Source organism: Sphingomonas sp. TX0543 (assembly GCF_048565505.1).
Taxonomy (GTDB): domain Bacteria; phylum Pseudomonadota; class Alphaproteobacteria; order Sphingomonadales; family Sphingomonadaceae; genus Sphingomonas.
The window spans coordinates 246,445-271,767 of the sequence record NZ_JBLZUS010000003.1; the positions used below are offsets into that span (position 1 = coordinate 246,445).

Here is a 25,323-nt window from a genome sequence, read left to right on the forward strand (position 1 = left end):
TGCTAGGGGTCTTTGCGTAGGACCTCGACCAGACGGCGCCCAAGCTGGTCTGGTCCGAATGGCTTCTGGATGAAGTTCACCCCGGCATCGACGACGCCGTTATGAACGATGGCGTTGCGGGTATAGCCGGTCATGTAAAGCACCCTGATCGCGCCATGGTCCGCCTGCGCCTTGTCGGCCAGTTCGCGCCCGCTCATGCCCGGCATGACGATGTCGGTGAGCAGAACATCGACCCGATCGAGACTTGCGAGCTTTTCCAGAGCTTCGCCGCCGTTGACGGCTATGGCGACGCGGTAGCCGAGCTCGAGCAGGATTTCGTGGGTCAGGTTGCGGACCTGATCGTCATCTTCGACCAGCAGGATCAGGGCGTCGAACGGAGCCTGATACGATTCCGCATCGAACGCCGAGGTCTCCTGACTTTCAGGGCGCGCGAAGCTGCGGCGCAGGTATAGCTTGACCGATGTGCCCTGGCCGATCTCGGAGTAGATCTTGATGTGGCCGCCCGACTGCTTCACGAAACCGAATACCTGGCTGAGGCCAAGCCCGGTGCCCTTGCCGACACCCTTGGTCGTGAAGAAGGGATCAAATGCCTTTTCGATGACCTCGGGCGGCATTCCCGATCCGTTGTCGGTGATCGAGACCAGCACATATTGGCCGGCGGTCACCTCGGTGTGCGCGGCCGCGTAATTCTCGTCGAGGAAGGCGTTCGACGTCTCGATCGTCAGCTTGCCACCATCGGGCATTGCATCGCGCGCGTTGACGCACAGGTTGAGGATCGCGTTCTCGAGCTGATGCGCGTCGATCTCGGTGTGCCAGACGCCGCCTGTCAGCACTGTCTCGATCGCGACCGGCTCGCCGATCGTGCGGCGCAGCAATTCCGACATGTTGATGACGAGCTTGTTGGGATCGACGACGCTGGGCTCGAGCGGTGTCTGGCGCGCGAAGGCAAGCAGCCGCGCCGTCAGTGAAGCCGCGCGCTTCGCGCCTTCCTGGGCAGTCCTGAGCGCGTCTGCGGCCTTGTCCGGTTTGCTGGTCAGGCGTCGCATCGCGAGTTCGATGCTGCCCATGATGACTGACAACATGTTGTTGAAGTCGTGCGCGATGCCGCCGGTAAGCTGGCCGATCGCCTCCATCTTGTGAAGCTGGCGAAGCTGGGCCTCGATTTGTTCGCGATGAGTGACTTCGTCGCGCAAGACCCCGTAAGCATTGTCGAGATGATCCCGGCTCTGCTCCAGCGCCTGGTAGCGTGCGCTGGCGTCCCGGAGGGCATAGGCCATGAGCGCGATCAGTCCGACAAAACCTACGCCCAGGGCGATCTGCAACCCGCTTCGCTGTCGCGCCGCGCTTCGCTGCCTTTCGGAGAGCAGCCGGTTCTCCTCTGCGCTCATCTCGCCCAGGGCCGCCTTGGCCCCTTCCATATACGCCGTGCCGGTGCCACTCGCCGTATGCTCGGCCGCCGCGGCAAATCCTGCGGCATTGAGCTTGGTGAGGCCGAGATTGAGGGCGTCGATGCGACCGGCGAGCTGCGGCTTGAGCTTCGCCATCGCGCGGCGCTGAATGGGATTATCGGACGTGATTTCCGCCAGCTCGGATTGTTGGGTCGCAATCGCCTGGAGGGAGGTTCGAAAATTGTCGAGATATCCGCTCTTGCGAGTGATGAGGTAGGCGCGCTGCTGGGTTTCCGCGGACTGGATGGATGACCATAGCTGTGTGATGCGGTTTTCGACGCTGAGGGTGTGCCTGACCCACTCCTCGCTTCGTCGTTGTTGCTCGCTGAGGTAGAAAGCCCCCATCAGCAGCAGCGCCAGCGTCACCGCGCCGATGGCCAGGAGCAAGAAAGTCGAACGACTCCTGCGCCTGTCATCACCCCGGTCGCCGGTCGTTTGTTCCACGGTTCGCAAGGCATCCCCCATCGTCGTTCTTCCTCGGCCGCGATCTAGCTATTGGGAGACAGGGCGATCTCAGCGATGACCCGTTCGAGATCCGCGAAGGTGAACGGCTTCGCCAGGCAGTGCAGGTCAAGGTCGCCGTCGCTGGCATATTCTCCATAGCCGGAGGCGAGAACAATCGGCAGTTGGGGGCTTCGCTGTCGCACCGCGGCCGCCAGTTCAGTGCCTTTCATGTCCGGCATGGATTGATCGGTGATGACGAGATCGAAGTGCGAATCATCGGCCAGGAAGGTCAGCGCGTCGGGGCCGGATGAGGCACAGACCGGGACATGCCCAAGATCTTCGATCATGTCTGCCAGATGATAGAGAAGAAGCGCTTCGTCATCGACAACCAGAATTCGCAACGGATTGCTATCAGGCTCATTTTCCGAATTCTTCTGGAGCATTGCCGCCTCTTCTATGGTTGCTTCCGACTGCCAACCTTCTACTGATGGCCGCAGGCCTGTGATCCTTCCATGCGCGGCGAGCGCCCGAGCACAATCTCCCCGGTGAGCGCGGGACTTCTTACAACCGATTAGCCCCATGATGGCAACCGCGATCGCGCCCTGGACGCCGGCGCGCACGAATTGGCGGGTTTGTTCTCCGGCGACGGGAACCAAACGCGCTTTTCTCTGGTTATAGGCGGTTACACTATAATCTCCGGCGCTCCCGGCGCGCCGAAGTGAGCAAAGCAGGGCGGGAGCGGGGTGAGCAGATACGAACTGGGAGACGTCGGACGAACCATCTTGGTCGTCGACGATGAACCGCTGATCCGAATGAGCCTTGCGGCATTTTTCGAGGACGAGGGCTTTGTCGTTTTCGAGGCCGACAGCGCCGACACGGCCGTTGCAGCTCTGGAGAGTCATGCGGCGATCGAGATTGTCGTAACGGACGTCCAGATGCCAGGTTCGATGGACGGCGTTAAGCTGGCGCACGTCATCCGCAACCGCTGGCCGCCGACGATCCTTATAGTGTCCTCTGGTGTCGCAAGGCTGACGGCCGCCGATCTGCCGTCGCGCAGCGCCTTCGTGGCGAAGCCAGTCGACGTTCAGCAGCTTATCAACGAGATCGAGCGGCTAAGCTGGGCCGCTTAGTGGCGCGATAAGACGACCGAAGGCTTTGTGATCGTCGGCACCTGATCCAGCCAGCCCCACCCAAATCGGGCAGTGGGGGGGACCACGGGGCCCCTCTCCCTTCGGTGCGTTGATGGGACGAACGGCTTCCCTAGGTGAGCAACCAGGTCCGGGCGGCCTCGAGATCGCTCTCAGGGAAATGGCGGATCTCCATATGAAGGAGAGGATCGGCGACCTTCGCCACGCCGTCCAGCCAGGAAGGACCTCCCACGACCGCATAGCGAGCAACATGGCGAAGCAGGGTCAATTTGAGCTGGAGATATTGGGGGTCGGCGAGGATCGCCGGGTCAAAGCCCGCGAAATGTTTCACATGATTGAGGAGTTTCAGCTTCGCGCCCGGCCGCGCGAGCGGCGAGAGATGCGCGTAAAGCGCGTCGATGCCGTCGCGGGTCACGCGCCCATCGACCTCGAAGGCAACGATGTCGTCATCCCCGTTGGAGATGACGCGCAGCGTCTCGGGCCGCGCCGTGGCTGCATCGCCCTTGACCCAGGCAAGCGCATGTTCGCGCTGGTCGGGCGTATAGACCTCATAACTGACAAACGGCAGGAGCGCGCTTTCGATGCGGGAGGCGACGCGCACCCAGCTTTGATCGCTCACGATCGCTATACGGCCGAATTGCTTGAGGCGTGTCAGATAGTGGAAGCCTTGGCTGAGATCGCTCCACCAGGCCTCCTTCGGCATGCCCGTGAAGCCCAGAACCTCGACGAACAGGTGAACCTTGCCGCCGCCTTTGAACGCGGTGTCGAGGCGACGCATCGCCTGATCGACATCACCCTTCTCAAGCTTGCCCGAAATGGAGAGGATGACGATGTCGTCGTGCTCGGTCTGATCCTTCAACATGGCTTCGCTTCCTCAGGATTGCGCGTCGTCGCACTCGGCGATGCGGAATGGTTGAACTTCGCCGTCATTCTCGGTGAGCGTCAGATATTCGTCCTTCCGGATCCGATGGGTCTCGAGATGGAAGATCGGCTCGTCATCATCCTCACCGACGGCGTAGGACAAGGCCCATCCCCGCTCGGTTCGGATGACATAGCCGTGGCGATCCGGCTCGCCATCCCAGATGCGTCGGACGGTGGCGCGGGCAGGCTCTGCCTCGATCGCCGCGGCATCGATCCGGCCGGCGTCATCGACAGGCAAGGACAGGATGTATTGCCGTGAGGTGGACCCTTCGGGAAAGTCAGGGGTTCGGGCGAGCTCGAGGCGGATCGTTTTCCAGGTCATGCCTCTGGTCTAGCGCGGGGCCGTCACCGGAGAATTAGGGTCTTTACGGATGCCGGACCCGGCGCGAGCGGGGCATTTTGCGCAGATGGCCGATTTCGTCGCTATCTTGCTCCTGTTTCTGGCCAGTCATAGCATCCCGGCACGCCCGGCGCTGCGCGCGCGCCTCGTGAGGCTGCTCGGCGAGAAGCTCTATTTGGCAATCTACGGAGCGGTGTCGACCGCCCTTCTCGTGTGGCTGATCGTCGCAGCGCGGCACGCGCCCTACATCCCCTTATGGCCGCAAACCCTTGGTCAATATTGGGTGCCGATCCTTGTCATGCCGCCAGCTCTTTTCCTGGCCGTCGGCGGGCTGCTGTCGCCAAACCCGCTTTCGGTCGGTTTCCGGGGCGCAAGCTTCGATCCTGCTCGGGCCGGTATCGTCGGCATCACCCGCCATCCGCTTCTTTGGGCCTTTGCGCTCTGGGGGCTCAGCCATGTGGTTCCCAACGGCGATCTCGTTTCAGTCATCATGTTCGGCGGATTTGCTCTATTCGCGCTCGTCGCGATGCCGGTGATCGACCGGCGCAAACGGCGTGAGCTGGGACCACGGTGGGAGGAACTGGCTGCTATTGGCCCCACTCTGCCGTTCGCGGGAGTATCCAGGCGCTGGGCCTGGCCGAGGGGACTCCTGTCCGTCGCGATCGTGGCAACGATCGCCGCCTATGCTGGCTTGCTGTTGACCCATCCGTGGCTTTTCGGCCCTGATCCCACAGTCGCTTTTCAGAAGGGCTGAGCGCGGGACAGTTTAAGATGTATTTTGCTTGCATATTTCGGGCCCGCCCTATAGATGCATTTGTAATGCATGATTGGAGCCTGAGTCGTGGGCCAAGAATCCGGGATCGATGAAGCTGGGCTGCAACGGCTCGTGGACCGTTTTTATGCGCGGGTTCGAGAGGATGCCGAGCTCGGCCCGATTTTCAACGACGCGATCGCGAACTGGCCCGAGCACCTCGAAAAGCTGACCGCGTTCTGGTCCTCCGTGATGCTGACCAGTGGGCGCTACAAGGGCCAGCCCGTTCCTGCCCATATGAAGCATGTCGGCCGCATCACTCCCGAGCTGTTCGACCGGTGGCTCGACCTCTGGAACGAGACGACCACCGAACTGATGTCGCCCGAAGCGGCGGCAGCCTTGCAGGCCAAAGCGGCAAGGATTGCCGAAAGCTTGCAGCTCGCTTTGTTTTTCAAACTCGATCCCGCGAAGCCGCGGGCAGCGGCGTGAGGCGCGCGACATGGCCGAACCCTATCGCTCCACGCCCGTCTTTGATGAAAGCACGATCCCGGCCGCGCTTCGCGGCGAGCATCGCACGAAGCCCGGCGTCTGGGGCCTGATCCGCGTGATCGAGGGGGAACTCAATCTCACCTATTGCGAGCCGCACGCCGAGAAGGTCCTGAGCCCCGGCAACCCGGGTGTCGTGAACCCCGAGCAGACGCATTTCGTGACCCCTCTGGGGCAGGTGAAAATGCAGGTCGATTTCTACACAGAGCCGCCCGACCCCTGAGCCGGTTCGCGGACCAACTTTCAACACAGCCTGGAGATATTGATGTCGCAGACCCTTAGCGACGAGACCATTGCGCTCGTCAAAGCCACCGTCCCTGCCCTCGAAGCCCACGGGCTCGACATCGTCCATGAGATGTATTCGCGGATGTTCCGGAATGAGCAGATCCGTGACCTGTTCAACCAGTCGCACCATGGCGACAGCGGTTCCCAGCCTCGCGCCCTCACCGGGGCGATCCTCGCCTATGCGAGCAACATCGACAATCTGGGCGCGCTCGCGCCGGCCGTCGAGCGCATCGCCCAGAAGCACGTCGGGCTTCAGATCCTGCCCGAGCATTATCCGCACGTCGCCGAAGCGCTCCTCGGTGCCATCAAGGCGGTGCTGGGTGACGCCGCGACCGATGAGATCCTTGCTGCCTGGGGCGAGGCCTACTGGTTCCTTGCGAACATTCTCATCGCGCGCGAGGGCCATATCTATCGCGACCTCGCGGACGCTGACGGCGGCTGGACGGGCTGGCGCGAATTCAAGGTGGAGGCGGTGGAGCGCGAAAGCAGCATCATCAGCTCCTTCACGCTGCGCCCGGTCGACGGCGGCCCGGTCATTCGTCACAAGCCGGGACAGTATCTGACGTTCTGGTTCGAAATTCCCGGACATCCTCCGGTGAAGCGCAACTATTCGATCTCGGATGCGCCCAATGGCACCACCTATCGCATCTCGGTGAAGCGTGAGCCGCTGGGGCTGGCCTCGGGCTGGCTGCATGGCGACGTCAAGCCGGGCGCCATCCTGAAGGTCGCGCCGCCGGCCGGCGAATTCTTCCTCGCGGCCCGGCCCGAGCGGCCCGTAGTCCTCCTTTCGGGGGGCGTCGGCCTCACTCCGATGGTGTCGATGCTGGAGACGATCACGCGGGAGCACCCCGAACTTCCCGTTCACTTCGCGCATGGGACGCTCGACGGAACGACCCATGCCATGGGCGCGCATGTCCGCGCGCTCACCGCGCAGCACCACAATGGGCGGACCACGATCTTCTATCAGACGCCGCGCGCCGAGGACACGCAGGGGCGCGACTATGACGTGGCAGGCCTGATCGATGCCGACTGGCTGACGGCCAATACGCCGGTCGACGAGGCCGACTTCTTCCTGTGCGGCCCGCGCCCGTTCCTGCGCGCGCTTGTCGCTGCCCTGTCGCTTAGCGGTGTCGCGAACGACCGTATCCATTATGAATTCTTCGGGCCGGCGGACGAATTGCTCGCTGCCTGAAGGCCCTGACGAGGTGGCGCGATGGACGACTTTACTCTGGCTCGTGTCCTGCACGTTATCGCCATCGTTCCCTGGATCGGTGGCGTCGCCTTCGTGACAACGGTCCTCATGCCGGCGATCCGGCGGGGAAACCCGCCGGACCAGCGCCTCGCCGCGTTCCACCGTTTCGAGAGCGGCTTTGCCTGGCAGGCCCGGCTATGGGTGGCTCTGGCCGGGCTGTCCGGACTCTGGATGATCCATCGCGCCGACCTGTGGTCGCGCTTTCTCGATCTCCATTACTGGTGGATGCACGCGATGGTCGGGCTTTGGGCGATCTTCGCGGCGATGCTGTATCTGATCGAACCTCTTTTTCTGCATCGCCGGATGGAGCTATCGAACGACCCTGCGGGCGATTTCGACCGAATGGAGCGAATGCACCGGATCCTGCTTGGCATCGCCCTCGTTACGGTGTTTGGCGCCATGGCGGGTGCGCACGGCCTTCTGGGCTAGTTTTTATCTGTCTCGGGAGGGTGCCAAATGAACCTCCTGCGAAACAGACTCCGATACGGATCGTTTTTGGGTCGGCGCTCCCGGCCTTTTCTTGCTTTTCTTAACCAGTTGGGCTTACCCTAGCCGCGCCCATGGAGACATGGGTGGAGGCGTGGAAACCTTCGTAGAGTTAGAGCCGGTCAAGCTTCTTGACCGGGTGGCGGACGCGTATGTCCAAGGCCACCCGGCCCAAAGGCGTCCGCGCCTGAACTAACTCTCAGGTTTCCAACACCCGGTTCCGGGGCCGGCACGTCTCTAATGGGGACGTGCCGCCGGCTGGGCGTTATCCCATTCCACTATCGAGTCGGAACTTCGAGGATCGAGTAGGGTCAGTGCGTGAACAGCCATTTGCCGGTAGGTCGACTAGCAGAAGCCTTGGAGGCGATGCCACGCGAGCGGGCCTGGCTCTTCGTCGTCAGCGCGACCGCCGCGCTGTCCTTCGCTGACAGCCGTTTCCCGGACGCTGGGCTCGCACCGCTCTACATTCCGATCATCTGCGCCGCGTGCTGGGCTCTGGGTGAAAGGGCAGGTTATTTCGTCGCGCTGATCTGCGCGTTCACCGCCGTGATGCCGCATATCGGCGTCCCCGCATCGTCAGCGACGGCGCTCGCGGTGCGTGTCACGGTCCGTATCGGCACCTATCTGTTCGTCGCAGGCGCGATCATGAGCTTCCGCCGTGCGTTCGATCGCCAGCAGCACCTGGCGCATGTCGATCGTATGACCGGCGCTCTCGACAACGAGAACTTTCACCTGCGGCTTACCGGGGCCTTGCACGCCGCGCGGCAGAGCCGCGAGACGCTGCTGCTCGCCATCCTCGATCTCGACGACTTCAAGGCGGTGAACAATCGCTACGGCCATGCGGCCGGCGACAGGGTGCTGAGAACCTTCGCGCGCGGCGCTGCCCAGATGGTGCGGCGTCAGGATGTTTTTGGCCGGATCGGCGGCGATGAATTTGCGCTCCTGCTGCGCGTTCATCCTGCGGACGCGGGCGAGAGCTTTGCGCGAATACTGCATGAGCGCGTTTCTGCCGTGCTTGCGGCGAGCGAACGGCCGGTAACATGCAGCATGGGCGCGCTCGTGATACCGCCTCATGTCGAGCGGGACGCGCCGACCCTGATGAACGCGGTCGATCAGATCATGTATGAGGCCAAGCGAAGCGGGAAGAACGCGATCCATATAGGTTCGGCGGAGAGCCTCTCACACCAACCCGGCCATGTGGCGCCGCTGCCATTGCGCGAGCAGACCGCGTGACCGAGCCGGAAACCAAGCCAGAGGTCGGGCGCGCGGTCGCTTTGATGGCAGAGGCGCTTGAGCTGCTCGGCAGCGCGAGCGAGCATGACACTGCAACCGCTCACCTCCAGCTGGCGCACGATCTTGTCAAAGGCGTTAAGCCCGGGCTGATAGACGATGCCCTGGCGGATGCGGGTCCGGACGAACTGCGAATGGACCCAGCCGCGGTTCGCGCCTTGGGCGGAACCTTGACTGTGCTCGCATCCGTGCTCGGTCGCGCCGGCGTCATCCCGATGCGCGAGCTCGCCGACATCCTTGCCATCTATGCGACCATCACTTCGGAAAACGACCGCCCGCAGGGCCTGTTGATCGGCTGCTGGGCCAGCATCTTGCGTGAAGCGGCCGATCATTGCACGAAGGATGAGAAGGATACGGACGCCGTTTCTTCGCCTGGCGCCTGAGGAGAGTGCGGGCGGAGAGAGCGGGAACCCGGCTGTGGGGAGGGTTCCCGCTCAAATTGAAGGGCGGAAGCGGGCGGTCAGGCCGCGGCCCGCTTGATCATGCCTTGCGCCATCGAGGTCAGCGCCTCCGACATCCGGGCACCCAGGTTGGCATCGACGGGGGATTCGTAGATGGCCCGGCGCATGGCGTCGGCCCATTGTTCGGCCGTTTCCTGGTCGACCGCTATGCGGGCATGGGCGGACATGACGCAGACACCGGGATGCTCGGCGAACCAGTCTCGCGGGCCGCCGAGCCATGCATTGAGGAAACCGGAGAGCGAGGAGCGCATCGGCGCGAGGTCGCTGGCATGGAGGGCGCGCAGCCGTGCATATGCCGGTTCCTCGTCCATGAGATCGTAGAAGCGATCGACGATCGTGCGGACCACGTCCGCTCCGCCGATCAGGTCAAAAGGCGTCTTCGACGCTGCTTCCTGCGCTGCCGCCACGCTATCCTCCATCTATTTGGATCGCGGGCGCTCTTGGCGCGCGCGACACCATTGAAGCCGCTTGTAGAATGACCGGTCGATTGCGGATTTGACCGACGTCAAACCATGACTCGGACGTTCAGCGCGCAGGGGCGCGCACGCGACGCTCGCATTCCATCACAGCGTCCTGGAGCGCAGCGTCGAGGCGTACCGCGTTCAACGGCTTGACCAGCACGTCGATGACACCGCGCTGCATCGCGGCGACCGCCAGCCGCACCGGCGGCTTGCTGATCTGAAGAATAACCGCATTTCTCGATAGAAGAGCGGCATTTTGATCGAGGACTTCGATCAACTGCAGTGCCAACCCGTCGCCGTCTAGGAGGATCACCGCCGACGCCCCGGGGGCCATCGATCCCAGCGCCGGAAGGTTATCAACGACGCCGCCCCATTGTATCCGGTGTCTGTCGATCGCCTCGACAAGGGCGAACTGGTCGGACGGACCTACTCCGATGACGGCGATCGACGGCGGCTTCTCGTCCGATGGAAGGGTTACCGGCATGGTCAGCGTCGGCGTCTCTGCGAAGGGGTCTCCTCCGCACGATGGCGGCGCTCTTCGCGGAAATGGTCATAGTCATCGAGCACCTTGCGCATCTGCTCGAGCGCGTGGCGCCGGGCCGCTTCGTCGGAGATCCGCTGCAGGTTGCGTTTGAGATGCACTGTGAAATCGGCGTAATCGTTCTGCCAATCGCGCGACACGCACCGCTGTCGGACGGGATCGCCAGTCGACAGTCTCTTCGCCGGACCGTTCGGCACGAGACTGTAGCGTTCGCCCAGCGCCGGCGCCCTGACGTCGGCAACGGCAACCAGCTTCTCGCTCGCTGCCTTGAGCGCCGCGATCGCGGGTTCCTCGCCGTGATCGAGAAAAAGCGTTCCCTTGATCGGCGTGCGCTTGCCGATCCAGGCGAGCAGATCGCTGCGATCGGCATGGGCCGAATAGCTGTCTATTGCGCGAATACGCGCGCGCACCGCTATGTCGCGGCCCGAGATGCGCACCCGCTCGGCGCCATCGCGGATGATCCGGCCGAGCGTTCCTACGGCCTGGTATCCGACGAAGAGGATCGTCGAATCCTGGCGGGCGAGGTTGTGGACGAGATGATGGCGGATACGCCCACCTTCGCACATGCCCGAAGCTGCAAGGATGATCGCGCCGGACGTGGTGTTGAGCCGCATCGATTCCAGCGAGTTCTCGACATAGTGGAATGCGGGCAGGCGGAACACCTCCCCCTCCCCCATCGCCGCAAGCTCATGATCATGCTTGGCGAAGACGCTGGTCGCGCGCGTCGCGAGAGGCGAGTCGATGAAGACCTGCCGCTCGGGAAGACGGCCGCTGTTCATGAGACTGGCGATGTCGAACAGCAGTTCCTGCGTCCGCTCGACCGCGAAGACCGGGATGACGAGATTGCCGCCGCGGCTCATTGCGTCGCGAATTTCCTGTTCGAGAAGAGCCTGTCGTTCGGCGATCGTCACATCTTCGCGGTCGCGGTCGCCATAGGTGCTCTCGCACACGACATAGTCGATGTCGGACGGGCCGTCGGGGGCGAGTTGGAACGTCTTCGGCGTCGGACCGAGATCGCCCGAGAAAAGGGTCGTGACGCCGCCAACCTCGAGTTCGACCGAGGCCGATCCCAAAATGTGGCCGGCGTTCCACAGCCGCGCCCGAAAGCCGGGAGCGGGCTCGAACCAGTCGCCCAGCTCGACGGGTTCAACCAGCGCGAGCGCAGCCTCGGCGTCCGCCATGGTGTAAAGAGGTTCGACCTTCGGCTCGTCCGCGCGGTCCTTGCGGTTGTTGCGGTGCGCGGCATCCTGTTCCTGGAGGCGGGCCGAGTCCGCGAGCATATAGCCGATCAGGTCCATCGTGGGCGATGTCGTGAAGATCGGAGCCTTAAGGCCCTCTGCCGCCAGGCGCGGCAAGAGGCCGCTATGATCGATATGGGCGTGGGTGAGGATGACCGCATCGATGGCCTCGGGCCGGAAATCGAACGGGTCGTGATTGCAGCGCTCGAGGCTCCGGGATCCCTGGAACATTCCGCAATCGATGAGAATCCGGTGCTTGCCCCATGCGACTTCCATACAGGAGCCGGTGACGGTCTGCGCTGCGCCATGAAAGATGAGCTCGGGTGCCTCCATCCAAATTCTCCAATTTTCGATATTTGATCCGGCTCGTCGCGGCGGGGCTATGAAAGTCGATGAGCCTCGCGCGCTTGCGTGAGGCGTACCACGGTGTCGCCAAGAACATGCTCGCGGAACGGCTTTTCCAGGACCTCGTCGAAACCGCTGGCAAGAGCGCGTTCCCGAAGATCGGCGGTCGGAAAGGCGGTGATCAGAACGGCGGGACCGGTCCAGCCTCGGGAGCGAAGGCGCGAGAGCACCTCGAGACCGTCGAGATCGTCCATGCTGTAGTCGGCGACGAAACAGCCCGCGCTGTCCGCAAGCGGGTCGGCGAGCAGAGCGGCCCCCGCGGAATAGGCCCGCACGTCGAAGCCCCGCGCACGCAGCAAGAGCTGTAGCGAGCGCCGGACACCAGCGTCATCTTCGACGAGAAGAAGTCGGGGACGATCCGGGGACGGAGTAGCGATATTTTCGCCTGCCATGATACACCATCAACTCCAGCGCGATTGCTGGTCGACGGGAAATGTCAGGAACGGCGCCGAAGGTCGCTACGTAATCGTCCTAGGGGTCAGGTGTTGAGCCCGGCGGCGAATGCGATGCGAAGGGCTTCGGAAAGACTGCGGACGTTGAGCTTCGTCATCAGGTTGGCGCGATGCACTTCGACGGTGCGGGGCGAAATGCCAAGATCGTAGGCGATCGTCTTGTTAGGCAGGCCGTGCGCGAGACCCTTGAGGACATCCTGCTCGCGGGCGGTAAGCCCTGCGACAAGCACGGCAGCCTCGGCGGATCGGCTGGCGCGGCCCTCGGTATCGTCCAGGCGGGCAAAGGCGGTCTCGATCGCAGAGATCAGCACCGCCTTTTCGAAAGGCTTCTCGATGAAGTCGACTGCGCCGGCTTTCATCGCCCGGACCGCGATCGAAATATCGCCATGGCCGGTCAGGACCACGACAGGCATCGCGACGCCGCGCTCGGCCAACGCCTGCTGGACCTCGAGGCCGTCCATTTCGGGCATGCGGACGTCGAGCAGAATGCAGCCCGGCTCCGCGTTCTTGACGTGCTTCAGAAACTCGACGCCCGATGTCCAGGTCTCGACCGCGAAGCCGGAGGTCTTGAGCATGAACCCGGCAGATCGGCGGATGGAATCTTCATCGTCGACTATATGAATTAAACGCTTATCGCCCATCCAACTTCTCCGGCTCCGCTCTTACCAAAGTGAAATGAAACTGTGTACCGCCACCTTTTCGCGGTTCCATCCAAATCCTGCCGCCATTTGCTTCGACGATCGTTCGGCAGATCGAGAGCCCCAGCCCCATTCCTTCGCTTTTCGTGCTGATGAACGCGGTGAAAAGCTGCGCGGCCACCTCGGGCGCGACGCCAGGCCCAGTGTCCGCCACGGTCACCCTGACGAAACCAGGCTGGTCGGGTTCGGTACAGACTGTGAGGACGCGCTCCTCGGATGTGCTCATCGCTTCGACCGCGTTGCGGATGAGGTTCACCAGGACTTGCTGGATTTGAATCTTGTCGACGAGGACGTCCGCGACGTCATGGTCGATGTCGAAACGCGCTTCGATCGACTTCTCGTTTGCGCCCAAAAGGCCGAACGCGGCGGCTTCGTTGATCAGCAGCGGCAGCTTCTCGACCGTCTTCTCGACTTCGCCCCGGGCAACGAAGTCGCGAAGCCGGCGGACGATATGTCCGGCGCGCATGGCCTCGCCGACGGCATCCTGCAGCGCCTCGCGGATCATCGGCAGATCCTCCGGATCGGGCACAGCCAGAAGATCGCGGACGGCTTCGACATAGTTGGCGACGGCGGTGATCGGCTGGTTAAGTTCGTGCGCGAGCGTCGAGGCCATGGTCCCCATGGCGCTTACACGCGCGATGTGGATCAGTTCGGATTGAAGCTCCTCGAGTTGCTCCTGGGTCCGCTGGCGGTCGGTGATATCGCGGATGAAGCCGGTGAACAACCGCTGTCCCTCCCCGGTCGCCTCGCCGACCGACAGCTCCATCGGAAAGGTCGTGCCGTCCTTGCGCGCCGCGAAGACGACGCGGCCAATCCCGATGATGCGCTTTTCCCCGGTGCGCAGGTACCGGTCGAGATAGCCGTCATGGCGCTCGCGATCGGGAGAGGGCATGAGCATGCTGACATTCTTGCCGACGACGTCGGCCTGCGTGTAGCCGAAGAGCCGTTCGGCAGCGGCGCTGAACGACATCATGATGCCGCGTTCGTCGATCACGATCATCGCATCCGGGACGGTCGAGAGGATCGAGCGAAGGTGGTTCTCGCTGGTCCGCAGCGCCCCTTCGGCAGCGCGCTGGTCGGTTATGTCGCGCACGATAGTGGCGAAGCCGCGCAGCGCCCCGTCTTGACCGCGAAGCGACGTGATGGAGACGTGGGCGAGGAATTCGCTTCCGTCCTTTCGGACCCTCCAGTCGTCGAGCTCGACCTTGCCCTGGTCGCGCGCAGCCGCGAGGTCCGAAGCTGGCCGGCCCGCATCGATCGTGTCGGTAGGGTAGAAGAGACTGGCCGACTTGCCGACCATTTCCGCTTCGGTCCAGCCGATCAGGCGCTCGGCGCCATGGTTCCAGATCGTCACGCGGCCTTCCGGGTCCAGCATATAGATCGCGTAGTCCTCGGCCCCATCGATCAGGAGGTTCAGTTCCTCTGCGACGGCTGCGTCACCGCCAGCTTCGGGTGGGGATTGACGGACTAAGGTCTTGCGGCTGGCAAGAAGCCCGAGGGCGACAAGAAACGCGACGCCGCCCATCCACCCGCGCGGCGTCGCAATTTCGCCTTCGGAGGTGACGACGCCAAGGAACGTGATCGCCGCGACCGCGGCGAGGAATGGAAAGGCGAGCGGCAAGCGCAGGCCGATCAGGCCCGTGAGTGCGAGCGCGGCCAGAAATTGCAGCAACGGGTCGCTGAAAACCGGCGGAAGCAGGCGCAGCGCCAGGAAAATCGCGGTAAAGACTATCACCGCAAGCAGGACGGAACCTCGCATGCGGCCCAACGAGGCACCATGCGTGATGTCCGGCAAACCGGATTGGTTCTCTCCAGCTTCGCGGCGTGCTTTGAGGATGTGGCGTCTCCCTTTGCGATAGTGGGAGCGAGCCAGCATTCGAACTCGCCGTCCCCCGCTTGCGATAGTAGCAATCGGGGCGCGGGTCGGCCAAGAGATGTTATGGGATCGCTATGATTTAGCGCGCAAGCGGTGCCCGCCCGGCCGACCGTCACCCGGCGGAGGAGCGGGATTCCCTTACCACGCGGGCACCCGAACGATCACACGGCTTTGCTGAAGGCACCTTCCCCTTCGGCGCGGTGACCATCGAGCAGATAGGCGAGCGCCCGCGCGTAGGGCCGCCCCTGCTCCGTCAGCGCGATTGTGTCCCCTTCCCGCGTCGCCAGCCCTCGCGTCAGGAAAACGCCGAGCGGCGGACCGATCACGGCGTTGAGGTCCGCTGGAAGGCTCACGGTCCCGTCGCATAGGATACGCTCGATCAGACGCCCCCGACGCTGGTCTTCCGGCCCGCGTAGCACGCCCCGGCGAACGGGCGCCCGGCCGTCGGATACCAGCATGCGATAGCGGCCGGCATTCTTCTCGTTCTGTGCAAGGAGGTCGGGGAAGCTGCTGATCGCGCTCGCCCCGAGACCGATCAGGACATCGCAATCATCGTCGGTGAACCCCTGGAAGTTTCGCCGGAGCCCTCCGGCACCGGCTGCGCGGGCAAGAGGATCGTCCGGCTTCGCATAGTGATCGAACCCGACTCGAACATATCCTGCCTCGAGCAACAGCCGATCGGCCAGCATGGCCTGCTCGAAGCGCTCCCTGCTTCGAGGCAGCGCGTCGCCTTGAATGCGCCGCTGCCGGGGTATTGCTGCAGGCAGATGCGCGTAGCCGAACACTGAGAAACGGTCGGGTTGGAGCGCCAGCGCCATGTCGATCGTGTCAGCGAGATCCGCGCTCGACTGGTGGGGCAGCCCGTACATGAGATCGAAGCCCAGCGAGCCGACACCGGCACGGCGCAGAAGCTCCACGGCGCTCTCGATCATCTCGAGCGGTTGATGCCTGCCGATCGCCGACTGAACGTGCGGCGCCAAGGTCTGGACGCCAAGGCTTGCGCGCGCGATGCCCAGGCCGGCGATGGCATGCTCCCAGGCGGAGTCGAGTCCGCGAGGATCGAGCTCGAGCGAGAACAACGGACTGAACGCGCGAAAACGCGTCATCAGATGATCGGCGAGGCGAATGAACTGGAGTGCGGACAGGGCGTTCGGGCTACCGCCGCCGAAAGAGATGCGCGCAACTTCGACGCCTGGCGGAAGCGCCGCCGATACGAGGTCTGCCTCCGCGCACAGCGCGTCCAGATAGGCTTGGAGGCGCCCGGCCCGCCCCGCCGCGCCGGTGTTGCAGCCGCAATACCAGCATATCTCCCGGCAGTAGGGAATATGGACGTAGAGCGAGACTGGCTGTCGTGGATCGACGGCCGCGAGCTGGCGGAGATAGGGCTCCTCAGCCATACCTTCAGCGAATTCAGCCGCCGTGGGATAGCTCGTATATCGCGGGACGGCGCGGTCGAGGAGATCGGGGAAATAGGGCCACATGCCGCGGATATGGCCCCTCTTCACGGCGCTTGCCTTGATGGCAATCAAATCGGGATGCGCGGGCAATAGGGTAGCGCCCGAATTGACATCCCGTGGACGGGCCAATCATTGCAGACCGCAGTAACCAAAGCGCGTGAAGGCGCAGGAGCAAGTCACGACGCATGACGCTGTTCGACAATATGATCTTTCGCGGGCTGGCAGCCGCGCTCGCCGTCGGGATACTGATCGGGATCGAACGCGGGTGGCGCCAGCGCGATGCCGCCGATGGCAGCCGCGTGAGCGGGCTGAGGACATTCGCGCTGCTCGGACTGGCCGGCGGGATTGCCGGCTATCTTCCCGACATCGTCGCCGCCGTCATGGCCCTTGCGATCCTCGCCAGCCTCGTGATCGGTTATCGCAACGCGCTGCTGCGCGAAGCCAGCCTGTCAGTGACGAATACGCTGGTCGGTGTCGTGACCTTTGCGCTCGGGATGCTGGCAACCCGGGGCATGGTAACGGAGACGCTGGCGGCAGCGGCCGTGACGACGCTCATCCTGACTATGCGCAGTCAGGCCCACGCGATGCTGAAGGGCATGTCGCAGCAAGAGGTCGAGTCGATCGCCCGGTTCGCGCTCGTCGCCCTGGTCGTCCTGCCGCTCCTACCCGATGGCCACTTTGGCCCCTTCGGGGCTTGGAACCCTCGGCAAATCTGGCTGGTGGTGGTCATCGTCCTCGGCCTTTCCTTTGTCGGTTATGTTGCCTCGCGCCGTCTGGGATCGGCCAGAGGGATCATGATTACCGCGCTGTGCGGCGCACTCGTCTCGTCGACGGCGGTGACCGCAAGCTATGCGCGGCGTCTCAAGCAGAATGACGGGCCCGAGGGCGCCTTGGTGGCCGGTATCGCGCTTGCGTCGCTGGTGATGTTCGTACGCGTTCAGGTACTGGCGACGGCGTTGGTGCCTCATGCCGCGGTCTCGCTGGCGATCGCGATGGTGCCGGCATTCCTGGTCGGGGGTCTGACAACATTGCTGGCTCTGCGCCATCGCCGGGATGAAGCGAACGCCGGCGACATCAGCCTCGGAAACCCGCTCGATTTTCGTCCCGCCTTGATCCTTGCCGGTCTGGTAGCGGCTATGGCGGTCGCAGCGCGCTGGGCGATGCGGCAATATGGCGATCAGGGCATCGTCGTGGTGCTCGGCCTCACAGGGATGATGGACGTCGATGCGGCCGTGCTGACCTTGTCGGGCATGCCCGACAACACGCTCGATGGCACAGCCGCCGGACTTGTCCTGGCTGTTCCGGTCCTTGCGAACACGGCCTTCAAAGCCGTGCTCGCCCTCGTCCTGGCGGGCCCGCGGCACAAGGGATGGAAGGCCGCGGCTCCCCTGGTGGGGTCCGTGGTCGCCTCGGCAGTCGGTATCGCCGGCCTTCTGGCCGTGCGGTGATCACAGTGTTCCGGGAATTTCTGGCGGCGAGCTGTCGGGCCGATCGAAGTCGGGTTGATCGGGGAGGATTTCAGGACCGCCCGGCTGCGGACGTTCTCCCGGATCTGCTGGCGCCGGTCTCTCGGGGGGAGATTGCGGCCGGACGATGTCAGGCTCCGGAGCGCCGGGTTGGGTCGCCATTGCATGCTCCTGCTTTTCGGGTTGAGGGTGCCGGACCGTCCACTGCCGCGCTGACAAGGCCGCCTGTTGGGCGCCGCGCCGTGCTCGCACCCTGGACCGAGTTCGGTCCGAGACATGAGGGAATCCGACGTTGGCCGCTTCGCTCCTCGCGCCGAGAAAGAGCGTGACCGGCAAAGCGAGCGCGGCGACGGTGCCGCATGCCTCGCGGCTGCGGATCAGAAACCGCCCGTGAGCGGCTTCCGCGAAACGGCGCACCCGCCGAAGCCCCGAGCCGTTAGCCCCGGCCTTCGTCTCGCCCGCTAGGATGGCGTCGAGGCTCGCCCGGCTTGCCCCGATGCCGGTGTCTGCGACGAGGATCCACGCGCGCCGGCCGATTCGCTTGCTCCGTACGTGGATGGTCCCGCCTGCCCGAACGGCCGTCCGGGCATTGGCGACGAGCTCCAGGATGGCGGCGTCGAGCGAGGCAGCGTCGAGTTTGACCGGCGAGCGCGTGCTTGAAATGTCGAGGCAGATCTCCAGTCCTGGCGCTGCCTGCGCGGCAAGAAGCCCTTCCAGCTGGCTCAGATGTTCATTGAGATCGAACGACTTGAGCATGGGATTGGCATCCTTGGCGAGGAGGGCTGTCGTCAAATGTCCGCCACGTCGCGCAGCATCCGAGATCGCGTCGAGGATAAGCGATCGCTTTTCGGCAGTCAGCCGACCCTCGAGGAGGTGGCTTCCCGACGCGACGATTCCAAAGAGGTTGCGCAAATCATGAATGTTTTCGCGGCTCGAGATTTGCTTTGCGGCGTCCAGCATGAGGCCCCTCCTCTCGTGCTTGCATCGCGCGCGAACAGTTGGAGGTGAATTCGGGAAGTTACGTAACTCTGCTTCGGGGTTGCTCCTAGTAGACTTCCCGATGGAGCCGGGCAGCGCGCCGGCTTAGTTTCGCCGCGAGCAGAGCGTCGACGGAGCGCGACATGACGGCATCGACCATCCCGACGGACCCGCACTATGCCCAGGCCGACGCCGTCGCCTATCTGGAGGCGCCGGGAACGCTCTGCCCGGCCGAGTCTGCCCGCCGCATTGATACTCATGCGGCCTATGTTTTCCTTGCCGGCGACCGCGCCTGGAAGATGAAGCGCGCCGTTCGCTTCCCTTACCTCGATTTTTCGGACGTCGACCAACGCCGTGCGGCGCTGACGGCCGAACTCGAACTCAATCGCCGGAGCGCGCCGGAGCTCTACCTGGCGGTCCATCCGTTGTGCCGAACCGAGACTGGCGCGCTTCGGGTCGGCCAGGGCGATGAGGTTGTCGACTGGCTGCTCGAAATGCGCCGCTTCCCCGACGATGCACTGCTCGAGCATGTCGTCGAGCGCGGAGAGGTCGACGATGCGCTCGTCCTGAAGCTCGCGGACACGATTGTCGCCTTCCACGAGACCGCCGCGCGGTCCGACGGACAAGCCGGCCACGCGCTAATCGAGGCGGTGATCCAGGGTAACCGCGAGAGCCTGGCGCGGTATCCCGAGCTTTTTGCCGAAGAAGAGAGGGATCGCCTCGTCGATCGGCCGTTGCTACTTGGCGGGCAATGGTCGGCCCTGCTGGACGCCCGCAGCAAAAAGGGCCGGGTGAGGCACGGCCACGGCGACCTTCACCTCGCCAACATCGCGGTCATCGACGACGAGCCGGTCCTGTTCGATTGCCTTGAATTCAGCGAGGCACTGGCCACCACCGATGTGCTCTACGATCTCGCCTTCCTGCTGATGGATTTGTGGGAGCGCGGGCTACGGCGCCAGGCCAATGGCCTTTTCAACCGCTATCTGGATATGTCGCCTGGCGACGAGGACGGACTGCCTCTCTTGCCGCTCTTTCTCTCCATTCGCGCGACGATCCGGGCGCACGCGCTCGCCGCCCAAGGCAAGGCCTCTGACAACCCTCAGCCGCTCGTGGCGCGTGCGCAGGCCTATTTCTCGCTGGCGATCGGCCTCCTCGACGCACCCCCACCGCGTCTGGTCGCGATCGGCGGTCTTTCCGGCACGGGAAAATCCACCATCGCGCGGATCGTCGGCGGTGAGCTCGGACGCGCGCCTGGCGCGCGCATCGTCCGGTCGGATGTCTTGCGCAAGCGAATGGCCGGGCTGAAGCCCGAAGATCCGCTGGGCAAGGACGCCTACACCAAGGAGGCCAGCGACGGCGTGTACCAAGAGATGGGCATGCTCGCGGCACGCGCGCTTGAGGCCGGACATTCGGCGATCGCTGACGCCGTATTTGCCGACCGCGCGGAACGCGACGCAATCGAAAGGACGGCAAGCGACTTGGACGCCACATTTTCAGGCATATGGCTCGAGGCGCCCCCGGCAACGCTTCAGGCGAGGATCGAAGGCCGAAAGAACGACGCTTCAGATGCAGACCTCGCCGTCGCCCGTCTGCAGGAGCGTTACGATATCGGAGAGCTTGGGACCTGGCACCGTGTAACCGCGGCTGGCCCACGCGAAGGCGTCGCGCAGAACGTCCGGGCGCTTCTTCGTGAATAAGGCGCTCTAGGCGGTCTGGATACCGTCGCCGACACACCAGAGTTTCATGGAAAGGATGGGTGCAGGCAAACCCTCTGCAAGATGACAAGTGGCGCGCGCGAAAGCGCCTACTCCGTCGTCCTGCCGTCGAAATGCTCGTGGTGCATCTCGGCGTCGGCCTTGGTGCGGTGGACGGTTCCGTCGACATGTTCGGGAGGACCGTAGATCGTATAGAGCTTGAGCGGCGCGTCACCGGTATTGATCACATTGTGCAGAGCACCAGCCGGGACGATGATGCCGTCATTATCGGCGATCGGGGTCTTTTCGCCGTCGATCAGGACTTCCCCGGCCCCGCTCTCGACGCGGAAGAACTGGTCGCGGTCGTCGTGGGTCTCGAGGCCGATTTCCTCGCCGGGCTTCAGGGACATGACGACGAGCTGAAGGTTGCGGCCCGTGTACAGGACACGCCGGAAGTCGCCATTATCTGTGGTCAGATCCTCGATATCCGCGACAAACCCTCGCATGGATTTTCCTTTCGCAAATGCGTCCTTCGATGCCGTCGGGCGGTTTCGGACCGAGCCCGCCCCTGCACCACACAATTTCGCGCGGCAGCCGGGAAAAGTCTGTCCGGGATGCTACGTAGACGCCTGTCGCCGCGGTCCCGCTGCGTGAGGCCGGCTTGGCAATCGATGCGATCGTCTTACCGATCGCGCTTCCTTCCGTAAAATTACGAATGGGGGCGACCGTAAGATTCCCCGAAGGTTGCAAGGCGACGACAAAGGACGAGGACATGACCGCCTTCCTGATCAGAACCGCTGCTGCGCCCGTGCGTCGCGCCAGCCAGCCGCAGCTCCGCATGATGGTCGGGCTGGCGCTTCTGTCGCTGATACTCGGCGTGCAGGCGATCTGGTCGCTCGCTGTCCGTTGACCCCCGCGGTGCCCTGCCCCTTTGGGTGGACATGAGACGGCGTTCGGCATAGGTTGCCGACGCCGTTCCAATCTTGATCGTGAGGTTCGGCCCGCTGTCGCGCGGGAAACATAGGCTCTCGACTTCGGTCGGGCGGCCTGCGGAATATAATACCTTCGGGAAATACGCGGGGCGCGTTTTTTCCTTATGTTTGCGCGCGATCAACCGTCCCGACTGGCGGCGGGGGAAACACAAGGTGTGTCGTGTGCGCTGTCTGCCGTCCGAATTTTGAGCATTATCCAGTCGCTCGCCGGCTCGGCCACGGCAAAGCCGATGCATCCATGCTGCCTGTGGAGCTCGCTGACGCGGCAGTGGCGAGGAATGTGTGACGGAGCGGCGGATCGCTTATATCGTCGATGACGAAGAATCTATCCGACGCTCGATCAGTTTCATGCTAAAAACGTCCGGCTACCGGGTCGCGACGTTCGCAACAGGTGCGGCCTTTCTGAAAGAGGTCAAGCATCTCGAGCCGGGCTGCGTCCTTCTCGACATAAGGATGCCCGACATCGACGGGCTGCAGGTTCAGGAGGTCATGATTGAGCGCGGCATCGCGATGCCGATCGTCTTCCTCACCGGACATGGCGATGTCGCGACCGCGGTGAAGGTCATGAAGCTGGGCGCGGTCGAGCTCATCGAAAAGCCGTTCGAAAAAGAGGCCGTACTTGGCGCCCTCGACCAGGCATTCGCGCGCCTGGGCGAACAGCGGCTGCGAGATCTTCGCGCGCAAGAGGCAAGACTGCTCGTCGCGGGTCTATCCACGCGCGAGCGCCAGGTCCTGCGTGGGCTGGTGCAGGGGTTGGCGAACAAGGCCATTGGCCTCGAACTCGGTATATCGCCGCGCACGGTCGAAGTGCATCGCGCGAACCTCATGGTCAAATTCGGCGTTCATACCCTCTCGGAGGCGCTCAGGATCGCCTTCGCCGCTGAACTGGACCGACCCGAGACATGAGACGTTCCTGAGCGATGCTCAGTCTGCCGCGATGGCCTTGAGGCTTTCGGGCTCCTCGACAACCAGCCGTCGTCCGCCGGGAAGCGAGACCACCCCCTTGTCCCGGAGCGCGGTGATCGACCGGCTCACGGTCTCGATGACCAGGCCGAGAAGATCGGCCATCTGCTGCCGCGACAGGGGAAGCATGACCGTTCGGTCCGGTCCGGACGGGCAGCGGTCCCACATGTCCAGCAAAAGGCTTGCGACGCGCGCGCTCGCCGATTTGCGGGCGAGGAGAACCATCCACTGGCGTGCCCTGTCCAGATCGTCGAGCGTGCGCCGCAAGAGCGCTTGTCCAAGCTGCGGATGGGTTTCGGCAAAAGCATCGAAGGCCCGCCGGGGAAAGACGCAAATGGTGGAATCGACCAGCGCGGTCACACTGTGGCCGGCATTGGCGCCGAACGGCCTGCCGATGAAGTCGGATGGATAGGCGAGACCGACGATCTGCTCCGTCCCGTTGGCGCTGATGATCGACAGCTTGAGCAGGCCTTCGATCACATTGCCGACCACGAGCGATTCATCGCCCTCCCAAACGACCGTCTGCCCGCGCGACACTTCGATACGCCGGCCGAGCCGATGGATCGTCTCGAGCTCGTCGGGGGTCTCGAGGGCTCCGCACAGCGCATCGATGCGGACCGGGCACGCGGCACAGCCGTGGATCGCGGGATCCTGACAGGTCTGGGCGGGCGCGAAAGCAAGCGCGGTCATGAGCGAACGGCCTGAAGTGGCACCAAGCTCGTGGCGGGTTCAAGGGTTCTTGTCGGCATGAACCGGGGGTAGCTTCGGCTCATGCGGCTCGACATTGGGAACTATACGTAACGAGCCGCTGCTGTGCGGCGACCGCGAAGATCAGGCGACGTCGATCTCGTTCCGGACGTCGGTCACACCGGGGGCAGCCCAGGCCGTTGCCGCCGCGACCTGCCGATCATGCGGCGTGTGAACCGTGCCGCTCAGGAACACCGTTCCCTCATCGACGCGGACGTCGATCGTCTTGGGATCGAAGAACCAGGAGCGATGCAGTGCATGCATGATGTCGTCGCTGATATGCCCGGCGTCGATCTGCTTCTTGATGGCGATTTCATTGGAAATGCCCGTAACCCCGTAGAGCCGCTGCAGCGCCTGCTCTGCATTTTCGCGCTGATAGTGCCAGTCGACATGGCCTCCGAGTGTGACCCATCCATCCTCGACGGTCAGATGGATCGTCCCGTCGGGAATGGTCACGTCCCAGGCCAGACGTTCGAGCGCTGCGGCGGCGATGTCCTCGTCGGTGCGTTGATCATCGGCCGGCAGGCGAACCTCGACGTCGTTCGCGAGCGCGTGAACACCTTTGACCCTATGGGCGGCGACTTCGGCCGCATGCTTTTGGGCATAGGTGTCGACGTGCCCCGTGAGCGTCACGACGTCGTCATGGACAATCACATCAAGATGCGCCGCTTCCAGCCGAGGCTCCCAGCGCAACTCATCCAGCACGGCCTCTTGCAGATCGAGATCATCGGACATGGGGTTCCTCCTGCCCGAAAGACCTACGCGGCCGATGTGACAATATCATGAGAAGCCGTCTGCCTCCGCGCATTACAGCGGCGCGGGAGCGCTCCAGTTTGGCCGCGTCGGCAGGTTGCCGTTCGGACGCCTGTTGAGGTCGATCTGGTGGCCCTCCGTCTCGGTGAAGGTCATCAGCTGCGCGACGGCTTCATAGGTGGTGGATGACCCGAAGAAGTCCTTCGGCCCATGCCAGCGCTGCCCTTCGACGATCTTCATTCGATAGGTTCCGGGCGGGACGACCGTCGTCGTCTGCTCGTTCTTGCGAACATAGAGCGAAAGGATATGCCGCCCGCTTTCCGGTTCAAAGAGCTGGACGACCGCATTGGCATTTGACGTCGTCACGGTCAGGCGGGCTGTGGCGCTCTTTGGTCTGACCCCGGGGCCTATGGTGACGCTGCCGCTCTCGGGGAACGCAAGACCCGGCCGGGTATCGGGCAGCCAGCCTTCGCGCTTGAGCGAATAATAGGCGGGGATCGCGATCAGCAGCAGGCTCAACGCGAAAGGCAACCAGCGTAGGAGGCTGCCCCGGCCACGCCGGGCCCCTCGAAACCTGCCCTTCTGATAGTCGAAGCCCCGGTTGACAGGATCGAACCAAGCGCCTTCGACGCGCCCGGCACGATCGCTCCACTTCGTGGCCCCGGAGCGCGCGCGGTAGCGCTCGCGCATGTAGTCGCGATCGTCGAGTCCCATAGCGAACTATCCCTGGTACGCGGCGTCGGCCGCGTTTTCGCGAAGAACGCCGACGACGCCGAGCACGTGCTGGACCGTCGGTCTTGCGCCTGCCGGTATCCGCAGGGTCAGATAGCCCGCCTGCGCCGTCATCGCATCGCGCAACCGATCCTTGTCGGCATCATGCGAGCGGTCGTCGATCTCGATCAATGCGACCACTCTACCCGTTGTGGGATCCTCGACCACGAAGTCGACGATCTTACGGGCGAAGGGATTCCAGTCCGCCGGCGTGACCCTTCGGCCAGGCACGGCAGGCACTTTGAGGAGTGCGCCCATCGCGACCTGCGCGTGAATGCGGTACATCGGCAGCACGTGCTCGAGCGCGGCCAGCATAGCCTGCTCGCGCTGTGTCATGAACGGCCGTGCCACGGGCTCCAGGGGCTTCTGCGGCCCGAAGCCCCGGGACATCTTCGACCAGCCAAGCGCCACGATGACGGCCACGAACAGGAGCGAGGCCAGAAATTCGGAAGTGCTCAT

The 25,323-nt window shown here is 63.8% G+C and carries 29 protein-coding genes; 12 read left to right on the forward strand and 17 right to left on the reverse strand.

Translation table 11 applies throughout. The features are described 5' to 3' along the window. Nucleotides 1–2: 2 nt before the first annotated feature. Both ACM61V_RS18970 and ACM61V_RS18975 read right to left on the reverse strand, forming a co-directional pair. Complete coding sequence (locus ACM61V_RS18970) at nucleotides 3–1,835, reverse strand: CHASE3 domain-containing protein (RefSeq protein ID WP_170112526.1); 1,833 nt, start codon at nucleotides 1,833–1,835, stop codon at nucleotides 3–5. Nucleotides 1,836–1,936: 101 nt separating this feature from the next. Next, nucleotides 1,937–2,548, reverse strand: coding sequence for a response regulator (locus ACM61V_RS18975; RefSeq protein WP_419714490.1), 612 nt, complete (start codon nucleotides 2,546–2,548; stop codon nucleotides 1,937–1,939). Between the two features lie 87 nt (nucleotides 2,549–2,635). Here ACM61V_RS18975 and ACM61V_RS18980 point away from each other — a divergent pair, with 87 nt between their 5' ends. Next, nucleotides 2,636–3,022: a response regulator gene (locus ACM61V_RS18980; protein WP_419714491.1), complete on the forward strand. Its 387-nt coding sequence runs from the start codon at nucleotides 2,636–2,638 to the stop codon at nucleotides 3,020–3,022. A 130-nt stretch (nucleotides 3,023–3,152) separates the two neighbouring features. Here ACM61V_RS18980 and ACM61V_RS18985 read toward each other — a convergent pair whose 3' ends face one another. Beyond that, the gene (locus ACM61V_RS18985) at nucleotides 3,153–3,902 is read right to left on the reverse strand and encodes an STAS/SEC14 domain-containing protein (RefSeq protein ID WP_107393758.1); all 750 of its coding nucleotides are present in this window, start codon (nucleotides 3,900–3,902) and stop codon (nucleotides 3,153–3,155) included. 12 nt (nucleotides 3,903–3,914) lie between these two features. Further along, entirely contained in the window at nucleotides 3,915–4,283 is a 369-nt protein-coding gene (locus tag ACM61V_RS18990) for a hypothetical protein (protein ID WP_107393759.1), read from the reverse strand. A 49-nt stretch (nucleotides 4,284–4,332) separates the two neighbouring features. Between ACM61V_RS18990 and ACM61V_RS18995 the strand changes: the two genes are divergently transcribed. From ACM61V_RS18995 to ACM61V_RS19025, 7 genes are all read left to right on the forward strand, one after another. Next, nucleotides 4,333–5,055 carry an NnrU family protein gene (locus tag ACM61V_RS18995; RefSeq protein ID WP_419714492.1) on the forward strand — a complete coding sequence of 241 codons (723 nt, stop codon included), beginning with the start codon at nucleotides 4,333–4,335 and terminating at the stop codon, nucleotides 5,053–5,055. 87 nt (nucleotides 5,056–5,142) lie between these two features. Next, a complete protein-coding gene (locus tag ACM61V_RS19000; RefSeq protein WP_107393760.1) occupies nucleotides 5,143–5,541 on the forward strand; it encodes a group III truncated hemoglobin in 399 nt (132 codons plus the stop codon). Nucleotides 5,542–5,551: 10 nt separating this feature from the next. Next, nucleotides 5,552–5,821 carry a DUF1971 domain-containing protein gene (locus tag ACM61V_RS19005; RefSeq protein ID WP_107393761.1) on the forward strand — a complete coding sequence of 90 codons (270 nt, stop codon included), beginning with the start codon at nucleotides 5,552–5,554 and terminating at the stop codon, nucleotides 5,819–5,821. A 42-nt stretch (nucleotides 5,822–5,863) separates the two neighbouring features. After that, on the forward strand, nucleotides 5,864–7,075 hold the full coding sequence (hmpA, locus tag ACM61V_RS19010) for an NO-inducible flavohemoprotein (RefSeq protein ID WP_419714493.1): 1,212 nt from the start codon (nucleotides 5,864–5,866) through the stop codon (nucleotides 7,073–7,075). 21 nt (nucleotides 7,076–7,096) lie between these two features. Continuing rightward, a complete protein-coding gene (locus ACM61V_RS19015; RefSeq protein WP_107393763.1) occupies nucleotides 7,097–7,564 on the forward strand; it encodes a hypothetical protein in 468 nt (155 codons plus the stop codon). Between the two features lie 375 nt (nucleotides 7,565–7,939). Further along, nucleotides 7,940–8,854, forward strand: coding sequence for a GGDEF domain-containing protein (locus ACM61V_RS19020; protein ID WP_419714494.1), 915 nt, complete (start codon nucleotides 7,940–7,942; stop codon nucleotides 8,852–8,854). Then, the gene (locus tag ACM61V_RS19025; protein WP_245897005.1) at nucleotides 8,851–9,294 is read left to right on the forward strand and encodes a hypothetical protein; all 444 of its coding nucleotides are present in this window, start codon (nucleotides 8,851–8,853) and stop codon (nucleotides 9,292–9,294) included. The genes ACM61V_RS19020 and ACM61V_RS19025 overlap by 4 nt, the downstream gene beginning before the upstream one ends. Before the next feature lie 77 nt (nucleotides 9,295–9,371). Here the strand turns inward: ACM61V_RS19025 and ACM61V_RS19030 are convergent, their stop codons facing one another. From ACM61V_RS19030 to hemN, 7 genes are all read right to left on the reverse strand, one after another. Continuing rightward, nucleotides 9,372–9,779, reverse strand: coding sequence for a group II truncated hemoglobin (locus tag ACM61V_RS19030; RefSeq protein WP_245897004.1), 408 nt, complete (start codon nucleotides 9,777–9,779; stop codon nucleotides 9,372–9,374). Between the two features lie 118 nt (nucleotides 9,780–9,897). Next, nucleotides 9,898–10,317, reverse strand: a complete 420-nt coding sequence (locus tag ACM61V_RS19035) for a hypothetical protein (protein ID WP_107396187.1) — start codon at nucleotides 10,315–10,317, stop codon at nucleotides 9,898–9,900. Between the two features lie 2 nt (nucleotides 10,318–10,319). Further along, entirely contained in the window at nucleotides 10,320–11,945 is a 1,626-nt protein-coding gene (locus ACM61V_RS19040) for an MBL fold metallo-hydrolase (RefSeq protein WP_245897003.1), read from the reverse strand. A gap of 47 nt (nucleotides 11,946–11,992) precedes the next feature. Continuing rightward, nucleotides 11,993–12,409 (reverse strand): response regulator transcription factor, encoded by a 417-nt coding sequence (locus ACM61V_RS19045; protein WP_107396186.1) that lies wholly within the window; start codon nucleotides 12,407–12,409, stop codon nucleotides 11,993–11,995. 86 nt (nucleotides 12,410–12,495) lie between these two features. After that, the gene (locus tag ACM61V_RS19050) at nucleotides 12,496–13,110 is read right to left on the reverse strand and encodes a response regulator transcription factor (RefSeq protein WP_107396185.1); all 615 of its coding nucleotides are present in this window, start codon (nucleotides 13,108–13,110) and stop codon (nucleotides 12,496–12,498) included. Continuing rightward, complete coding sequence (locus tag ACM61V_RS19055; protein WP_107396200.1) at nucleotides 13,100–14,692, reverse strand: PAS domain S-box protein; 1,593 nt, start codon at nucleotides 14,690–14,692, stop codon at nucleotides 13,100–13,102. The genes ACM61V_RS19050 and ACM61V_RS19055 overlap by 11 nt, the downstream gene beginning before the upstream one ends. 512 nt (nucleotides 14,693–15,204) lie before the next feature. Then, a complete protein-coding gene (hemN, locus tag ACM61V_RS19060) occupies nucleotides 15,205–16,548 on the reverse strand; it encodes an oxygen-independent coproporphyrinogen III oxidase (RefSeq protein WP_419714495.1) in 1,344 nt (447 codons plus the stop codon). 137 nt (nucleotides 16,549–16,685) lie between these two features. Between hemN and ACM61V_RS19065 the strand changes: the two genes are divergently transcribed. After that, entirely contained in the window at nucleotides 16,686–17,948 is a 1,263-nt protein-coding gene (locus ACM61V_RS19065; protein WP_419714496.1) for an MgtC/SapB family protein, read from the forward strand. Here ACM61V_RS19065 and ACM61V_RS19070 read toward each other — a convergent pair whose 3' ends face one another. Then, a complete protein-coding gene (locus ACM61V_RS19070) occupies nucleotides 17,949–18,926 on the reverse strand; it encodes an ATP-binding protein (RefSeq protein ID WP_419714497.1) in 978 nt (325 codons plus the stop codon). It abuts the gene before it with no gap. Between the two features lie 161 nt (nucleotides 18,927–19,087). Here ACM61V_RS19070 and ACM61V_RS19075 point away from each other — a divergent pair, with 161 nt between their 5' ends. Next, entirely contained in the window at nucleotides 19,088–20,641 is a 1,554-nt protein-coding gene (locus ACM61V_RS19075) for an AAA family ATPase (protein WP_419714498.1), read from the forward strand. Between the two features lie 107 nt (nucleotides 20,642–20,748). Here ACM61V_RS19075 and ACM61V_RS19080 read toward each other — a convergent pair whose 3' ends face one another. Continuing rightward, nucleotides 20,749–21,144 carry a cupin domain-containing protein gene (locus ACM61V_RS19080; RefSeq protein ID WP_419714499.1) on the reverse strand — a complete coding sequence of 132 codons (396 nt, stop codon included), beginning with the start codon at nucleotides 21,142–21,144 and terminating at the stop codon, nucleotides 20,749–20,751. Between the two features lie 266 nt (nucleotides 21,145–21,410). Here ACM61V_RS19080 and ACM61V_RS19085 point away from each other — a divergent pair, with 266 nt between their 5' ends. Together ACM61V_RS19085 and ACM61V_RS19090 are read left to right on the forward strand one after the other, a co-directional pair. Then, nucleotides 21,411–21,548: a hypothetical protein gene (locus ACM61V_RS19085; RefSeq protein ID WP_170112695.1), complete on the forward strand. Its 138-nt coding sequence runs from the start codon at nucleotides 21,411–21,413 to the stop codon at nucleotides 21,546–21,548. Between the two features lie 364 nt (nucleotides 21,549–21,912). Beyond that, nucleotides 21,913–22,536 carry a response regulator transcription factor gene (locus tag ACM61V_RS19090; RefSeq protein ID WP_419714500.1) on the forward strand — a complete coding sequence of 208 codons (624 nt, stop codon included), beginning with the start codon at nucleotides 21,913–21,915 and terminating at the stop codon, nucleotides 22,534–22,536. An 18-nt stretch (nucleotides 22,537–22,554) separates the two neighbouring features. Here the strand turns inward: ACM61V_RS19090 and ACM61V_RS19095 are convergent, their stop codons facing one another. The 4 genes from ACM61V_RS19095 to ACM61V_RS19110 all read right to left on the reverse strand — a co-directional run bounded on the left by ACM61V_RS19095 (nucleotide 22,555) and on the right by ACM61V_RS19110 (nucleotide 25,323). After that, on the reverse strand, nucleotides 22,555–23,283 hold the full coding sequence (locus ACM61V_RS19095; protein WP_419714501.1) for a Crp/Fnr family transcriptional regulator: 729 nt from the start codon (nucleotides 23,281–23,283) through the stop codon (nucleotides 22,555–22,557). Nucleotides 23,284–23,424: 141 nt separating this feature from the next. Beyond that, entirely contained in the window at nucleotides 23,425–24,075 is a 651-nt protein-coding gene (locus ACM61V_RS19100) for a BON domain-containing protein (protein WP_419714502.1), read from the reverse strand. Nucleotides 24,076–24,147: 72 nt separating this feature from the next. Then, nucleotides 24,148–24,807, reverse strand: coding sequence for a hypothetical protein (locus ACM61V_RS19105; protein WP_419714503.1), 660 nt, complete (start codon nucleotides 24,805–24,807; stop codon nucleotides 24,148–24,150). Nucleotides 24,808–24,813: 6 nt separating this feature from the next. After that, nucleotides 24,814–25,323 (reverse strand): DUF2726 domain-containing protein, encoded by a 510-nt coding sequence (locus tag ACM61V_RS19110; RefSeq protein WP_419714504.1) that lies wholly within the window; start codon nucleotides 25,321–25,323, stop codon nucleotides 24,814–24,816.

Excerpts from the sequence above, each read along its gene's own strand:
- ACM61V_RS18985 (WP_107393758.1), bottom strand. The coding sequence starts at position 3,902 with ATGTTGAAGGATCAGACCGAGCACGACGACATCGTCATCCTCTCCATT.
- ACM61V_RS18990 (WP_107393759.1), bottom strand. The coding sequence starts at position 4,283 with ATGACCTGGAAAACGATCCGCCTCGAGCTCGCCCGAACCCCTGACTTT.
- ACM61V_RS18995 (WP_419714492.1), top strand. The coding sequence starts at position 4,333 with ATGCCGGACCCGGCGCGAGCGGGGCATTTTGCGCAGATGGCCGATTTC.
- ACM61V_RS19005 (WP_107393761.1), top strand. The coding sequence starts at position 5,552 with ATGGCCGAACCCTATCGCTCCACGCCCGTCTTTGATGAAAGCACGATC.
- hmpA (WP_419714493.1), top strand. The coding sequence starts at position 5,864 with ATGTCGCAGACCCTTAGCGACGAGACCATTGCGCTCGTCAAAGCCACC.
- ACM61V_RS19015 (WP_107393763.1), top strand. The coding sequence starts at position 7,097 with ATGGACGACTTTACTCTGGCTCGTGTCCTGCACGTTATCGCCATCGTT.
- ACM61V_RS19035 (WP_107396187.1), bottom strand. The coding sequence starts at position 10,317 with ATGCCGGTAACCCTTCCATCGGACGAGAAGCCGCCGTCGATCGCCGTC.
- ACM61V_RS19040 (WP_245897003.1), bottom strand. The coding sequence starts at position 11,945 with ATGGAGGCACCCGAGCTCATCTTTCATGGCGCAGCGCAGACCGTCACC.
- ACM61V_RS19045 (WP_107396186.1), bottom strand. The coding sequence starts at position 12,409 with ATGGCAGGCGAAAATATCGCTACTCCGTCCCCGGATCGTCCCCGACTT.
- ACM61V_RS19050 (WP_107396185.1), bottom strand. The coding sequence starts at position 13,110 with ATGGGCGATAAGCGTTTAATTCATATAGTCGACGATGAAGATTCCATC.
- ACM61V_RS19055 (WP_107396200.1), bottom strand. The coding sequence starts at position 14,692 with ATGGGCGGCGTCGCGTTTCTTGTCGCCCTCGGGCTTCTTGCCAGCCGC.
- ACM61V_RS19065 (WP_419714496.1), top strand. The coding sequence starts at position 16,686 with ATGACGCTGTTCGACAATATGATCTTTCGCGGGCTGGCAGCCGCGCTC.
- ACM61V_RS19070 (WP_419714497.1), bottom strand. The coding sequence starts at position 18,926 with ATGCTGGACGCCGCAAAGCAAATCTCGAGCCGCGAAAACATTCATGAT.
- ACM61V_RS19075 (WP_419714498.1), top strand. The coding sequence starts at position 19,088 with ATGACGGCATCGACCATCCCGACGGACCCGCACTATGCCCAGGCCGAC.
- ACM61V_RS19080 (WP_419714499.1), bottom strand. The coding sequence starts at position 21,144 with ATGCGAGGGTTTGTCGCGGATATCGAGGATCTGACCACAGATAATGGC.
- ACM61V_RS19085 (WP_170112695.1), top strand. The coding sequence starts at position 21,411 with ATGACCGCCTTCCTGATCAGAACCGCTGCTGCGCCCGTGCGTCGCGCC.
- ACM61V_RS19095 (WP_419714501.1), bottom strand. The coding sequence starts at position 23,283 with ATGACCGCGCTTGCTTTCGCGCCCGCCCAGACCTGTCAGGATCCCGCG.
- ACM61V_RS19100 (WP_419714502.1), bottom strand. The coding sequence starts at position 24,075 with ATGTCCGATGATCTCGATCTGCAAGAGGCCGTGCTGGATGAGTTGCGC.
- ACM61V_RS19105 (WP_419714503.1), bottom strand. The coding sequence starts at position 24,807 with ATGGGACTCGACGATCGCGACTACATGCGCGAGCGCTACCGCGCGCGC.
- ACM61V_RS19110 (WP_419714504.1), bottom strand. The coding sequence starts at position 25,323 with ATGAGCACTTCCGAATTTCTGGCCTCGCTCCTGTTCGTGGCCGTCATC.